The 14,086-nt window shown below is 70.4% G+C and carries 13 protein-coding genes and 1 pseudogene; 6 read left to right on the top strand and 8 right to left on the bottom strand.

Annotation, left to right across the window (positions count from 1 at the left end):
- Positions 1-11: 11 nt before the first annotated feature.
- From proP to AB0I49_RS14450, 3 genes are all read right to left on the bottom strand, one after another.
- The gene (gene proP, locus AB0I49_RS14440; protein ID WP_363227268.1) at positions 12-1,463 is read right to left on the bottom strand and encodes a glycine betaine/L-proline transporter ProP; all 1,452 of its coding nucleotides are present in this window, start codon (positions 1,461-1,463) and stop codon (positions 12-14) included.
- A 259-nt stretch (positions 1,464-1,722) separates the two neighbouring features.
- Entirely contained in the window at positions 1,723-2,688 is a 966-nt protein-coding gene (locus AB0I49_RS14445; RefSeq protein ID WP_363227269.1) for a zinc-binding dehydrogenase, read from the bottom strand.
- Positions 2,689-3,128: 440 nt separating this feature from the next.
- Positions 3,129-4,379 carry an NADP-dependent malic enzyme gene (locus AB0I49_RS14450; protein WP_363227270.1) on the bottom strand — a complete coding sequence of 417 codons (1,251 nt, stop codon included), beginning with the start codon at positions 4,377-4,379 and terminating at the stop codon, positions 3,129-3,131.
- Positions 4,380-4,937: 558 nt separating this feature from the next.
- Here AB0I49_RS14450 and AB0I49_RS14455 point away from each other — a divergent pair.
- From AB0I49_RS14455 to AB0I49_RS14465, 3 genes are read left to right on the top strand one after another with little or no spacing between them, the layout of a single operon-like run.
- Positions 4,938-5,891, top strand: coding sequence for an ABC transporter substrate-binding protein (locus tag AB0I49_RS14455; protein WP_363227271.1), 954 nt, complete (start codon positions 4,938-4,940; stop codon positions 5,889-5,891).
- Between the two features lie 44 nt (positions 5,892-5,935).
- Positions 5,936-6,883: an amino acid ABC transporter permease gene (locus AB0I49_RS14460; protein WP_363227272.1), complete on the top strand. Its 948-nt coding sequence runs from the start codon at positions 5,936-5,938 to the stop codon at positions 6,881-6,883.
- Between the two features lie 5 nt (positions 6,884-6,888).
- Entirely contained in the window at positions 6,889-7,641 is a 753-nt protein-coding gene (locus tag AB0I49_RS14465) for an amino acid ABC transporter ATP-binding protein (protein WP_363227458.1), read from the top strand.
- A 73-nt stretch (positions 7,642-7,714) separates the two neighbouring features.
- Here the strand turns inward: AB0I49_RS14465 and AB0I49_RS14470 are convergent, their stop codons facing one another.
- Positions 7,715-8,497, bottom strand: coding sequence for a class I SAM-dependent methyltransferase (locus AB0I49_RS14470; RefSeq protein ID WP_363227273.1), 783 nt, complete (start codon positions 8,495-8,497; stop codon positions 7,715-7,717).
- A gap of 92 nt (positions 8,498-8,589) precedes the next feature.
- On the opposite strand from AB0I49_RS14470, the pseudogene AB0I49_RS14475 reads away from it, so the two are divergent.
- A pseudogene (locus AB0I49_RS14475) lies at positions 8,590-9,156 on the top strand (CGNR zinc finger domain-containing protein); the annotation flags it as partial.
- Positions 9,157-9,269: 113 nt separating this feature from the next.
- On the opposite strand, the gene sodX reads toward AB0I49_RS14475, so the two are convergent.
- Positions 9,270-9,617, bottom strand: coding sequence for a nickel-type superoxide dismutase maturation protease (gene sodX, locus AB0I49_RS14480; RefSeq protein WP_363227459.1), 348 nt, complete (start codon positions 9,615-9,617; stop codon positions 9,270-9,272).
- Between the two features lie 235 nt (positions 9,618-9,852).
- On the opposite strand from sodX, the gene sodN reads away from it, so the two are divergent.
- Complete coding sequence (sodN, locus tag AB0I49_RS14485) at positions 9,853-10,248, top strand: superoxide dismutase, Ni (protein ID WP_363227274.1); 396 nt, start codon at positions 9,853-9,855, stop codon at positions 10,246-10,248.
- A gap of 138 nt (positions 10,249-10,386) precedes the next feature.
- On the opposite strand, the gene AB0I49_RS14490 is transcribed toward sodN, so the two are convergent.
- The 3 genes from AB0I49_RS14490 to tgmA are packed head-to-tail and all read right to left on the bottom strand — an operon-like array spanning position 10,387 to position 12,703.
- Complete coding sequence (locus tag AB0I49_RS14490; protein ID WP_363227275.1) at positions 10,387-11,493, bottom strand: protein-L-isoaspartate(D-aspartate) O-methyltransferase; 1,107 nt, start codon at positions 11,491-11,493, stop codon at positions 10,387-10,389.
- Positions 11,490-12,467: an ATP-grasp ribosomal peptide maturase gene (tgmB, locus tag AB0I49_RS14495; protein ID WP_363227276.1), complete on the bottom strand. Its 978-nt coding sequence runs from the start codon at positions 12,465-12,467 to the stop codon at positions 11,490-11,492. Before tgmB ends, AB0I49_RS14490 begins: the two co-directional genes overlap by 4 nt.
- Positions 12,464-12,703: a putative ATP-grasp-modified RiPP gene (gene tgmA / locus AB0I49_RS14500; protein WP_363227277.1), complete on the bottom strand. Its 240-nt coding sequence runs from the start codon at positions 12,701-12,703 to the stop codon at positions 12,464-12,466. The genes tgmB and tgmA overlap by 4 nt, the downstream gene beginning before the upstream one ends.
- A gap of 265 nt (positions 12,704-12,968) precedes the next feature.
- Between tgmA and AB0I49_RS14505 the strand changes: the two genes are divergently transcribed.
- The gene (locus tag AB0I49_RS14505) at positions 12,969-14,084 is read left to right on the top strand and encodes a helix-turn-helix transcriptional regulator (protein WP_363227278.1); all 1,116 of its coding nucleotides are present in this window, start codon (positions 12,969-12,971) and stop codon (positions 14,082-14,084) included.
- The last annotated feature ends 2 nt before the right edge of the window (positions 14,085-14,086 follow it).

The following is a 14,086-nucleotide window of genomic DNA, read 5'->3' on the forward strand; positions in this document are numbered from 1 at the left end:
GGTCGGTCGCGTTACGGGCGCGAGGCGGCCACCAGCTCCGCGGCCTCTTCCGGGGTGGAGACGGACGGGGGCGAGCCCGGCAGGGGGCGGCGGGCGGTCTCCTTCATGGTGACGACCGCGATGACGCCCACCAGCGCCGCGAGCATCGTGTAGTACGCGGGCATCATGTCGTTGCCGGTGCCGCTGACGAGGCCCTCGACGACGAGCGGGGTGGTGCCGCCGAAGAGGGAGACGGAGATGTTGAAGGCGATCGACAGGGAGCCGTAGCGCACGTCCGTGGGGAAGAGCGCGGGCAGCGAGGACGACATCACGCTGACGTACGGCAGCAGGCACAGGCCCAGGATCAGCAGGCCCGCGAAGACCGAGACGACGGTGCCCATCTTGATCAGCAGGAAGCAGGGCACGGAGAGCACCAGGAAGCCGAGCGAGCCGGCCATCATGACCGGTTTGCGGCCGATGCGGTCGGAGAGGCGTCCGACGAAGGTGATCGCGGCCATCAGCACCAGCATCACGATGATGATCGACACGAGGGCGTCGGTGGAGTCGTAGCCGATGCTGTTCGACAGGTAGGTGGGCATGTACGACAGCAGCATGTAGTCGGTGACGTTGAACGCCGCGACCAGCGCGATGCACAGCACCATCGGCCGCCACTGCGTCGTCAGTATCTGCCGGAACGGGGTGCTCTCCCGCTTCTCCAGCGCCCCTTCCGACTCCAGCTTCTGGAAGGCGGGCGTCTCGTCCAGCTTGAGCCGCATGTACAGGCCGACCAGGCCGATCGGGCCCGCGACGAGGAACGGGACGCGCCAGCCCCAGGACTCCATCGAGGAGTCGGAGAGCGTCACGGTCAGGATCGTGATGAGCCCGGCGGCGGCCGTGTAGCCGATCAGGGTGCCGAATTCCAGGAAGCTGCCGAAGAAGCCGCGGCGCCGGTCCGGCGCGTACTCCGCGATGAAGGTGGACGCGCCGCCGTACTCGCCGCCCGTCGAGAAGCCCTGGAGCATCCGGAAGAGGATCAGCAGGACCGGCGCCCAGAAGTGGATCGACTGGTAGCCGGGGATCAGTCCGATGGCGAGCGTGCTCGACGCCATCATGATCATGGTGAGCGAGAGCACCTTCTTGCGCCCGATCCGGTCCCCGAGCGGCCCGAAGACCATGCCGCCCAGCGGGCGCACCAGGAACGCCGCCGCGAACGTCGCGAACGAGGACAGCAGCTGCGCCGTGTCGTTGCCCGAGGGGAAGAAGACCTTGCCGATGGTGACCGCGAGATAGCTGTAGATCCCGAAGTCGAACCACTCCATGGCGTTGCCCAGCGCCGCGGCCTTGACCGCCCGCTTGACCGCCGTCTCGTCCGTGACCGTGATGTCGGTGCGGCGCAGCGGCGGGTTCGAGCGGCGCGCGGCGGCGCGGACGAGGGGGCGGTGCCGGGTGACGGCCGGGGCTTCGAGTTCTTGCTGAGCAGGCACGGGCGGCTTTCGGTCGGGGACAGGTTCCTAGCGCAACTACCCAGTGATACCTGGTTCATCCCCGGTGACTTTCACGGACGAAAGCCACATTCGGGCAGGACTGAAGTCCCTTGGTCGCTGCGACCACTAGGGCCGATCACCCTATTTGATGGTGGATTACCCAATTCAACCGGGGTGGGCCCGTAATGAACGGTAACAGACCGTAGTGGGGGTTACGGGCGGTAAGCCGCCACGCGCCCGCGACGGACCGCCCGTGCCCTCAGACCGTGAGCACGACCTTCCCGAAGAGGTCGCCGCCCGCCATCTTCTCGAACCCCTCCCGCGCCCGGTCCAGCGGCAGCACCGAGTCGATCACCGGCCGTACGCCCTTGGCCGCGCAGAAGCTCAGCAGCTCGCCCAGCTCCTCCTTGGAGCCCATCGTCGAGCCGACGATCTTCAGCTCCAGGAAGAAGATCCGGTTCAGCTCGGCGGCCTCCGGGTTCGGGCCGCTGGTCGCGCCCGAGACGACGAGGGTGCCGCCCGGCCTGAGCGACTTCACCGAGTGCGACCAGGTCGCGGCGCCGACCGTCTCGATCACCGCGTCCACGCGGCGCGGCAGCCGCTCGCCCGGCTCGTACGCGCCCTCGGCGCCCAGCTCCACCGCGCGCCCGCGCTTGGCCGCGTCCCGGCTGGTCGCGAAGATCCGCAGCCCGGCCGCCGCCCCCAGCACGATCGCGGCCGTCGCCACGCCGCCGCCCGCGCCTTGTACGAGCACGCTGTCGCCCGGCCGTACGCCCGCGTTCGTGAACAGCATCCGGTACGCGGTCAGCCACGCCGTGGGCAGGCAGGCCGCCTCCTCGAAGGACAGCTCCGGGGGCTTGGGCAGCACGTTCCACGCCGGTACGGCCACGCGCTCGGCGAACGTGCCCTGGTAGCGCTCGGTCAGGATCGAACGCCGCTCGTCGGGGCCCACCCCGTGGCCCGTCTGTCCGATCACCGAGTGGACGACGACCTCGTTGCCGTCCGCGTCGGTCCCGGCCGCGTCGCAGCCGAGGATCATGGGCAGCGACTCCTCGCCCAGCCCCACGCCGCGCAGCGACCACAGGTCGTGGTGGTTGAGGGAGGCGGCCTTCACATCGACGACCGTCCACCCCTCCCGTCCTGCGACGGGGTCGGGCCGCTCCCCCGTCTGAAGGCCGTTCAACGGCTGGTCACGGTCGATCTTGGCGGCATAGGCAGCGAACATGATCCCAACCTAGGACGCCGGGTGCCGCCGCGATAGTGCCAATCGCCTGGGCGGCGGGCCGGTCGCCCCCGTGGAGGGCGTTACGCGGCGGGCGCGGTCGCCGCCCCCATAGCCCGCGTTACGGACACGGGGACACGGGCGGGGCTGTGGGCCCGTACGACTGGGGGCCCGTACGACTGTGGCTCCGTACGGGCACGGGCCCGTACGACTGGGGCCCGTACGACTGCGGACCCGTACGGGCGCGGGCCCGTACGCCCGTAGGCCGTGAGGCCCGGGGGCGCGTCCGGCTACGGGCCCGTGGCCCACCCCGCGTGTCCGCACGCCCATGAGACCCACTGAACCCCACGGGCCGGGGCGCGCACCCGCACCCCGGCCCGTACCCCCTCACTCACGGTCCGCCCGCCCGTACGGCCCCCGAACCCGTACGGCCAGTACACCCGTCAGCGGCGGGCGACGCCCTCCGCTCGGGCCGCCGCGGCCACGGCGGCCGTGACCGCCGGGGCGACCCGCTCGTCGAAGGGCGACGGGATGACGCAGTCCGCGCTGAGGTCGTCGGCGACGACGGAGGCCAGCGCCTCGGCCGCCGCGAGCTTCATGCCCTCGGTGATCCGGGAGGCGCGCACCTGGAGGGCGCCCGCGAAGATGCCGGGGAAGGCGAGGACGTTGTTGATCTGGTTCGGGTAGTCGCTGCGGCCCGTCGCGACCACGGCGGCCCCGCACTTGTGCGCGACGTCCGGGTGGATCTCCGGGTTCGGGTTGGCCATCGCGAAGATGAACGCGCCGGGCGCCATCTTCGCCACCGCCTCCTCCGGCACCGTGCCGCCGCTGACGCCGATGAAGACGTCCGCGCCGTCGAGCGCGTCGGCCAGGGAGCCCCGGAGGCCGGCCTTGTTGGTGAAGCCTGCGACCTGGCGCTTGACCTCGGTGAGGTCCGTACGGTCGGCGGAGACGACGCCCTTGCGGTCGCAGACGGCGACGTCGCCGATGCCCGCCTCGGTCAGGATCTTGGCGATGGCCACCCCGGCCGCGCCCGCCCCGGAGATGACCGCGCGCAGCTCACCGACCGTACGGCCCGTCAGCCGCGCGGCGTTGCGCAGGGCGGCCAGCGTGACGACGGCGGTGCCGTGCTGGTCGTCGTGGAAGACCGGGACGTCGAGCCGCTCCTGGAGCCTGCGTTCGATCTCGAAGCAGCGGGGCGCGGAGATGTCCTCCAGGTTCACACCGCCGAAGGAGGGCGCGAGCCGCACCACGGTCTCGACGATCTCGTCCACGTCCTGGGTGGCGAGCGCGATCGGGATCGCGTCGACGCCGCCGAACTGCTTGAAGAGGATGGCCTTGCCCTCCATCACGGGGAGGGACGCCTCGGGGCCGATGTCCCCGAGTCCGAGCACCGCGCTGCCGTCCGTCACGACGGCCACGACCTGGGACTTCCAGGTGTAGTCGTGGACGAGTTCGGGCTTCTCGGCGATGGCGCTGCACACCTTGGCCACGCCGGGCGTGTAGGCGAGCGACAGGTCCTCCCGGTCGCGCACCGGCACCGTCGCCTGGATCGCCATCTTGCCGCCGCGGTGCAGCGCGAAGGCCGCGTCGAACGGCTCGTCGCGGGCGGTGTCCGCGCTGCTGCCACCATCGCTCGTGCTGTTACTGCTGTCGCTGCTGTCGCTGCGAGGATTCACAATCTCCGCTGCCACTTCTGACCCCTTTGTCATCTGTCCGTCGAGGGTTACCGCCCCAGGTTGCGGAGCGGGCGGGCACCGCGTCCGCGGCCCGGCCGGCGGATGGGCCGCCGTGCGGGGGCTGGTACGGACGCCGGGCGCGCCGCACGCGCGCCCTGAGCCCCGGGTGAGGGGTGTAGCCCACCTTTCTAGCGCAAGACCCGGAGCGGTTACGAGTCGCTTTCGTCACGTGGACGACGCCGCAGACGGCCGCGTAATTCCCCAACGGCCGAGGTCAGGGCCGGGACAACCGGGCCCCGAGGCAGACAGAACGCTCCATTCGCGGCGAGCATCCCGCATTTTGAGACAAGTTGCCCGGGGCGCGGCCCCTTGCCCCCGTACCGCGCAGTGGGACATACGGCCGCACCGCCCGGCCGCCGCACGGGAATAGCCCGTTATCCGATTTTGACATCGCAGGCCCCCCGATCGGCGCGGTCCAGATGGCAAGATGCCCAAATCACACGAGGTCGCGAGGCCCGATGGTGTGTGCTCCGACCAGTTCGGCTACTCCCCCACTCGCAGGAGGAACCAGCAATGACCGCAAGCACCACCCCGCGCCCGACCGCCGCCAGGAGCCGTTTGGCCGCTGTCGGCGCGGTCGCGGTCGCCGGCGCCCTGCTGCTCACAGGCTGTGGCGACCAGACGAAGAAGTCCGGCGGCGACCGCGCGTCGTCGTCCAAGGCCCCGCTGCACGACAAGCTGCCCAAGCAGATCCAGGACGCCGGGGTCGTCAAGGTCGGCTCCGACATCGCGTACCCGCCGGTCGAGTTCAAGAAGGAAGGGCAGACCGTCGGCCTCGACCCGGACATCGCGGCGGCCGTCGGCAAGCAGCTCGGCGTCGAGTTCACGTTCAACAACGCCACCTTCGACACCCTGCTGGCCGGGCTGCGGTCCAAGCGCTACGACGTCGCGATGTCGGCGATGACGGACAACAAGGACCGGCAGACCGGCGTCGACCCCGACACCAAGAAGAAGGTCGGCGAGGGCGTCGACTTCGTCGACTACTTCTCGGCCGGCGTCTCGATCTACACCCCCAAGGGCAAGACGCAGGGCATCAAGGGCTGGGACGACCTGTGCGGCAAGAAGATCGTGGTGCAGCGCGGCACGGTCTCGCACGACAAGGCCAAGGAGCAGTCGAAGAAGTGCGGTTCGAACCCGATCAAGATCGAGGCGTTCGACGATGACGTACAGGCCCAGACCCGGCTGCGCGGGGGCGGCGCGGACGCGGGGTCCAGCGACTTCCCGGTGGCCGCGTACGCCGTGAAGACCTCGGGCGGCGGCAAGGACTTCGAGATGGTCGGCGACCAGATCCAGGCCGCCCCGTACGGCATGGCGCTCAGCAAGGACCAGACGCAGCTGCGGGACGCGATCAAGGCCGCGCTCGACGCGATCATCAAGAACGGCGAGTACCAGAAAATCCTGGACAAATGGGGCGTCGAGGCCGGTGCGCTCAAGGAGGCCAAGGTCAACGGCGGCGCCGGTTCCTGACGGCATGTCGATCGGCCGAAAGGTCCTGCTGAAAGGCAACACCCGTGACTGACAAGCTCAACAAGGCGGAGGAGCCGGGCGACGCGCCTCCTCCCGCCCCCGCCGCCGTGCCGGAGGCCATCAAGGCCGTACCCGTACGGCACTACGGGCGCTGGGTCTCGGCCCTCATCGCGGTCGCCCTCCTGGTCCTGCTCGTCAACGCCTTCGCCAAGGGGAAGCTGAACTGGGGCGCCGTCCCGGACTACTTCTTCGACGCCGACATCCTCAAGGGCGTCCGCAACACCATCTGGATCACGATCTGCGCGATGGTCGTCGGCGTGGTCCTCGGCATCATCCTGGCCGTGATGCGGCTGTCGAAGAACCCGGTGACCTCGTCGATCGCCTGGGGCTACATCTGGTTCTTCCGCGGTACGCCGGTCTATGTGCAGCTGCTGGTCTGGTTCAACCTGGGCCTGGTCTTCGAGTACATCAACCTCGGGCCGATCTACAAGGACTACTGGTCGTCCTTCATGACCCCGTTCCTGGCCGCGCTGCTGGGGCTCGGCCTGAACGAGGCGGCCTATATGGCCGAGATCTGCCGGGCCGGCATCCAGTCGGTGGATGAGGGGCAGACCGAGGCGTCGCAGGCGCTGGGCATGAGCCACGCCAAGACGCTGCGCCGGGTCGTCCTGCCGCAGGCGATGCGGGTGATCGTGCCGCCGACGGGCAATGAGTTCATCAACATGCTCAAGACCACGTCGCTGGTGATCGCCGTGCAGTACTACGACCTGTTGCAAGCGGCGTCCAACGTCGGCCGCACGTCCGGCGCGACGGTGGAGATGCTCTTCCTGGCGGCGGCCTGGTACCTGGTGATGACCAGCGTGCTCAGCGTCGGCCAGTACTACCTGGAGCGGCGCTTCGCGCGCGGCTCCCTGCGCCAGCTGCCGCAGACCCCGTGGCAGAAGGTCAGGAGCAACCTGCTCTCGCTGGGCACCCGGAGGAGGACCGCATGACCGCCATGGTGAAGGCCGAGGGCGTCCACAAGTCCTTCGGCCCGACGCACGTCCTCAAGGGCATCGACCTGGAGGTCGCCCCCCGCGAGGTGTTCTGCCTGATCGGCCCGTCCGGCTCCGGCAAGTCCACCTTCCTGCGGTGCATCAACCACCTGGAGAAGGTCAACGCCGGCCGGCTGTCGGTCGACGGCGAACTGGTCGGCTACCGGCAGCAGGGCAACAAGCTGTACGAGCTGAAGGACCGCGAGGTCGCCGAGAAGCGGCGCGACATCGGCATGGTCTTCCAGCGCTTCAACCTGTTTCCGCACATGACGGCGATCGAGAACGTCATGGAGGCCCCGGTGCAGGTGAAGCGGGAGGCCAAGGCGGTGGCGCGGGAGCGGGCCGAGCGGCTGCTCGACCGCGTCGGGCTGGCCGACAAGGCGGCGAACTACCCGGCGCAGCTCTCCGGCGGCCAGCAGCAGCGGGTGGCCATCGCGCGGGCGCTGGCCATGGAGCCGAAGCTGATGCTCTTCGACGAGCCGACGTCGGCGCTCGACCCGGAGCTGGTCGGCGATGTGCTGGATGTGATGCGCTCGCTGGCCGAGGACGGCATGACGATGATCGTGGTGACGCACGAGATGGGGTTCGCGCGGGAGGTCGGCGACTCGGTCGTGTTCATGGACGACGGGGTGGTGGTCGAGGCGGGCAATCCGCGGGAGGTGCTGACGAACCCGCGGCACGAGCGGACGAAGTCGTTCCTGTCGAAGGTGCTGTAAGGGCCGGTACGGGCGGCCGGGCGGCTGCCACGAGGACATCGCCCGGCGCCCCTCGCGGCAGCCGCGCCCGAGGTCACTTCAGCCCGAGGACCAGGGCGTCCGAGGGCGAGCGCCACACCGTCCGCGCCTCGCCGAACCCGGCCTCGCGGAGGGTACGGGCGTGCCAGTCGGGCGAGGGGGTGTCGCCGTCGGCGTGCTCGCCGTAGATCTCGAACCGCTTGGCGGTGGGCTCGGCGAGCAGCGGGTCGGCGGCGGCGACGTCCCACCAGTCGCGCCAGTCGAGCGCGCCCTCGGCCTTGGCCCGCTCCTGCCGGGCGTGCCGCAGCGCGCGGTCGGCCGCGTTGATGCGGGGCGTGGCCTCGTCGGGCATGTGGTCGGCGTTCATGAAGACGCCGCCGTCGCGGACGAGGTGCGCGATCTGCCCGTAGAGGGTGCGCAGGGGGTCGCTGTGCAGCCAGTGCAGGGCGGTCGCGGTAAGCACCGCGTCGTAGCTGTCGTACGGGAGACGGGCGGGCCAGTCGGGGTCCTTGAGGTCCGCGGTGACGAACTCGACGCGCGCGTCGCCGTCGAAGGAGCCGCGCGCGATGGTCAGCAGGGCGGGGTCGAGGTCGACGCCGGTGCTGACGGCTTCGGGGAGCCGCTTCAGCAGCCGGTCCGAGATGCTGCCGGTGCCGCAGGCGAGGTCCAGCACGCGGGGCTTCGGGCCGACGAGCGCCTCGACCATGTCGAGCATGACGCGGAACCGCTCCTCGCGGTCCGGCATGTACCACTCCTGCTGGCGATCCCAACTGGCCTGCCATGCGGTCCAGTCCGCGCTGGGTATGGGCTGTGCCGTGGACGTATCCGTGTGCGCCATCGCGACCACTCCGATTCGTAATACCCTCGAATGAGAACCGACCATTACCGATCGTCGTGACCGACCCTAGACCGCACCCGTAAGGACCACAAGTGGAACTGGCCTATTACTCGGACTACGCCGTGCGGCTGGTGAACAGCGAGGAGCCCGCGCGCGGGGCCGACACGCTCACCTCCGCGGACGCGGTGCGCGAGCTCTTCGGCAACGGCGCCCAGGCCGCCCGCCGCGTCGCCGACGCCGACGTCACCCGGCTGCGGTCCGTACGAGCGCGGCTGCGCGCCGTCTTCGAGGCGGCGAACGAGGACGACGAGGTACGGGCGGTGGACCTGCTCAACGCGCTGCTGATCGAGTTCCCGGTCAGCCCGCAGATCTCCGGCCACGAGTTCCGCGACGACAACGGCCGCCCCAAGTGGCACATGCACATCGCGGACCACGCGGTGAACGCGAGCGCGACGTACACGGCGACGGCGTGCATGGGCCTGGCCGTGCACCTCACCGAGTACGGCGTCGACCGCCTGGGCATCTGCCAGGCCGCGCCGTGCCGCAACGCCTACCTGGACACGTCGACGAACCGCTCCCGCCGCTACTGCTCGGACCGGTGCGCGACACGCGCGAACGTGGCCGCGTACCGGGCGCGGAAGAAGGAGGAAGCGGAACGGGAACGGGCGCGTACGGATGCCCGTACGGACACGGGGACGAGCCCGGCCGCGGACCCGGAGCCCCGTACGGACGCGCTCACCGCGGCCCGCCCCGAAGTGGCGGCGACACTCCCCTACCGGGCGAACGAGGACCGCGGCCGCAGCACGGGACGTACCGCGGAGGCGGCCCAGGAGAGCAGCGCCGCCGCCGAACGCTGACCCGCGCCGGGCGGCCGGCGCAGCCGCACCACGGCGCGGGCGACCACGAACTCATCCGGCACGGCGCCGAACTCCCGGCTGTCGTTCTCGACATAGGGGTTGTCCCCCAGCACCCACCAGCCGCCCTCGCGCCGCTCGACGGCGCGCTTGACGATCAGCAGATCCTGCCGGAACGGATGGCGCATCAGCACCACGTCGCCGGGCCGGACCGGCGCACCGTACTGCACCACCAGGTGGTCGCCCGGGTTCAGGGTCGGCACCATCGATGGGTTGTACACCTCCGCCAGCCCGATCCGCAGCAGTCCCCGACGCTCGCGATCCCGCTCCTGCCCGCGCTCGTCCACCCGCTCCTGATTCACGGCACCTCCCGGTCCGGTCCTCCGCCTGTCCCAGACTGACACTGGACTTTTGTCCTAAGCACCCCGGGGCACCCGAGAAAAGCCTTCCCACAGCGAGTAATCTCGCACCTGAGAAGACGATCACGAGGAAGGACAGCACATGCTTTCCCGCCTGTTCGCCCCAAAGGTGAAGGTCAGCGCCCACTGCGACCTCCCCTGCGGCGTCTACGACCCGGCCCAGGCCCGCATCGAGGCCGAGTCGGTCAAGGCCGTCCAGGAGAAGTACCAGGCCAACGAGGACCCCCACTTCCGGGCCCGCGCCACCCTCATCAAGGAGCAGCGCGCCGAACTCGCCAAGCACCACGTCTCGGTGCTGTGGAGCGACTACTTCAAGCCCCCGCACTTCGAGAAGTACCCCGAGCTCCACCAGCTGGTCAACGACACCCTCAAGGCCCTGAGCACCGCGAAGGGCTCCACGGACCCGAAGACCGGCCAGGACGCGCTGGACTACATCGCCCAGATCGACAAGATCTTCTGGGAGACGAAGAAGGGCTGACCTTCACCTGGCCCGTCCGACCCGCGTTCTCGCGGGCCGGACGGCCCCCAGGACCGCACCCGCTCCGCGGGCCGCCGTGAACGGCGTGCTCGACGGGGCGGGTGCGGTCTTCGTTTGTCCGGTGACAGGCGCCCGGACCTAGTACGTGGCCGGAATGCCACGCACGGGCCGCCTGGGCGAGTCGAGCCAGATGTGCTGCCCTTCGGGTGTCACGGTCACGCCGAAACGCTCCCGGCCGGGGCGGTCGTGCGCGGCGTACCACTCGTGTGCGGCCTCCGCCGCGTCCCACAGCAGACGGGGCCCGGACTGCCGTACGACCTCGCCCTCCACACGCGCCCATGCTCCGTCACCGCTCCACAGCTCCACGGCCGTTACGCGGCCATCGTCGCCGCGCTCCGTCGCGGAAGCGGTGTCGGGCACGGCCAAAGACAGCAGAAAACGGAACGCGTCGTCCTCGGCGACGGCGGCGGGGTCCAGCCCGGTGAGCCGGCCGCTCTTAGCACCTGAGCTGCCGGGATGCGCGGGCGCGCCGGTGGCGCCGGCGTCCCGTACGGACATGAAGTACGAGGCGTCGGGCAGGAACCGCCCCTCCGCGCGCCTGCGGTCACCGACGACCAGGCACACCGTGCCCCACCCGAGCGGGCACACGATCAGCCCCCCGGGCCGCACCTGCGCCGGCCAGGCGGCCGGGACGGCGCTGAAGCCGCAGGTGGCGATCAGCCGGTCGTACGGGGCCTGGGCCGGGTATCCGTGACGGCCGTCAGCGGCAACGACGAGCGACGCGTACCCGCAGCGCCTCAACCGCGATTCCGCCAGCCGGGACAACAACGGGTCGATCTCCGCCGTGACCACCTGGTCGCCACCCAGCCGTTCGGACAGCAGAGCCGCGTTGTAGCCGGTGCCGGTGGCCACCTCCAGCACCCGGTGTCCGTCGGCGACGTCCAGGGCCTGGAGCATGGTGAGCATCAGGCCCGGCGCCGTCGACGACGACGTGGCCACACCGTCCGTGAGCTGCGTGGCCAGTGCGTCGTCCGTGTACACAAGGTCGAGCCACTGGGGATCGGCGGACGTCACATGCCGCTGCCGCCCGCCGGCCAGGGTCCAGAACTCCGGCACGAACGGATGGCGCGGTACGGTCTCGAACACCTTCCGCCAGGTGGGATCGGTCAGTTGACCGCCGGCTTCCAGGGCGTCGGCCAGCGCCGTACGCAGCCGCGCGGCGCGCTCGTCGGTATGCGTCGTCATGGTCGTTCCTCGGCGAGTAGGCCGGCGAGGTGTCCGGCGATGGGCAGGCCCGTCCTGTTCTGGATCCAGGACCACTCCCCGGAGGGGTTGCACTCGAACATCACCCAGTCGCCGCACGGGGTGACGGCGAAGTCGAAGGCCCCGAAGCCGAGCCGGAAGTGCTCCAGCCAGCCCAGCACACCTGCCCGTACGTCGTCCGGCACCTCGCACACGTCGTAGGCCAGCGCGTCGTAGTCGGTGCGCCAGTCCACCCGTGCCGTGTCGCTGCCCGCGTGGATCTCGGCCGCGAACACGTCCGTGCCCACGACGGTCAGCCTCACCTCGTGGGACTTGGGCACCCATTCCTGGAACAGATGCGCTGTCAGGGAGACGGAGTCGTCGATGGTGTCGGGGTCGATCAGGGTCGTCGGCACTCCGGTGCGGCGGCCGTCCGGATACTCCAGCGGCCCGCCCATGAGCGGCTTGCAGATCACCGGGCCGCCCACCGCCTGGCAGAACTTCCGGGCGGCCTCGGGGTCGGTGGTGATCAGGGACCGGGGCGTGCGGAGCCCGTGCGCCGCCGCGATCGGGAGCTGCCCCGGCTTGTGGGAGGCGATGCCGTCCACGTCCGGCCGGTTGACCCACGTCACCGGGAGCGCGTAGACCATGCCGAGCAGCCCGGCCAGCGCCTGCTCGTTCGCCCACGTGTGGTGGGGCTCGCGCAGCTCCCCGGAGACGGCGGGAAGGCGGGGCCGCCTGTAGTAGACGGCCCGCACCTCCTCCAGCCGTACGGAGCGGTACGCGTCGGCCAGAACTCCCGCCCAGGGCGCCGCACCGTGTTCGACGGACAGGGACATGGCCCGCGGGAAGTCGCCCATGTCGAAACGCATCACCGGCACGCCCCGGGTCGTCAGTTCGTCGACCACCAGGTCCGCCGCGGGGTCCAGTTCCTTGGTGACGACCAGCACCGGGGCGCCGGACAGTCGCCGGGTCACCGCATCACGTAGGGGTCGGACGTGTCGTCGTTCCTGCTGTCCCAGTTCGTGTTCGTGCAGCTCCCCGCCAGGGAGGCGGATCGGCTCCACAGAGACCCGGAGCCATCGGTCATGACGTTTGCCTGACGTTCAGGGTCATAGGCGAACGATCCCGCCTCCAGGAACACGGTGTACGGGGTGCGTTCGGCGCGAGCGCCGAAGGGGATGACTGCCGCGGGGATCGTTGCCGTGGACATGGTTGCCTCCTGCTGGTCGATGGTGCCGGGTTGGTCTCCGCCTCGTCCTCACGTGAGGGCACAGCCGGAGTGGATCTGGTGCGGGATGTGCCCGTGCCGACGCTCTGCACTCCCTTCACACCCAGGGCGAACAGGTCGACACTCACGGTGACGATTCCCTACTAGGCTCGTCCAGTGACACATACGGTAGAGAGCCGTGATTGCTGCTTGAAGTGACCACGAGTACGAGTGGTCTGCTGCGAACACACGGAAAACGGGGCTGTCCATGCGGTCGAGTTCGCGACAAACCCTGACCGGCGGTCAGGGGGTGACCGGACGCCCTCGCGCGGGCGTCGTATCCGGCTACGTCATCCGGGTCATACGAGAGCAACTGGGACTCACCCAGGAGGAAGCGGCCGAGCAGTTGCGGGTGTCCGCGGACACGATCGCGGGATGGGAGTCCGGCCGCCGCTCGCTGACCGCCGTACCGGTCGGGCAGATGCTCGCGCACCGCCACCGGCTGATGCGTATCGGCGCCGCTCCCGCGATCCTGCAGGCCCTTGACCGTGCGCTGGAGGCTGACGTCCTGCTCGCCGGAGCCCTCGACGACGGGGCCAGGGTCGAGGACAGCCCGCTCGGGGCCTGGGTCATGCAACGCGACCTCGTCGAGATGCTCGCGTGGCCCCTCGATCACATTCCGCCCCAGCCCGTCCGTGACCTGCCTGCCGCTCCCCGCAGGCGCCGCGGGCCCGCGCCGGCCGGGCCGGAGCTGTCGGCGTCCGACCGGACACGCTTCTTCACGCGGATGCGGCGGACCGCGGAACAGGCCCGCGGCGAAGACCAGTTCCTCCTCCGCCGCCAGGCCCTGTACCTCTCCGGGTACGACGACCGGCCCGACACCGCGGAGTGGCTCGCTCACCAGCAGGCCGCGGAACGACCGGGCGACTGGCTCACGCGCTGGCTCAACTCCCGTTCCGTCGCCGCCGTGTCGGCCCGGCAAGGGGACCGGGACCGCATGAGCCACTTCATCGACACCGCCCTGCTCGGCGACGACGCCGGCGAGGCGGCGAACCTGAACTACTGGGCGTACTGGGTGGGCGAGACCGCCCATCGGGAGTTGAGCGACCGCTTCATCGCCGCCCGCGCCCTCGGGCCATGGCCGGGCGCCAGACTTCTCGCCCACCTCGTACAAGGTCTGGCCCCGCAGCACGGCTACGTCGACCTCAACATCCACTCCGTGTGGTCTCTGCTCCAGGTCCGGCCCGGCCTGTTGCGCTCCGGCGCGGCGGGACGGGCCCTGTGCGACCGGCTGCCGGTGATGTTGGATGGCCGGGAGTTGTCGGCGCGCGGGCGCCGGGAGCTGGAGAGCATCCGGTACGCGATCCGCCTCGCCGAGGCGTGAGA

This window comes from Streptomyces sp. NPDC050617, assembly GCF_040654795.1.
Lineage (GTDB): Bacteria > Actinomycetota > Actinomycetes > Streptomycetales > Streptomycetaceae > Streptomyces.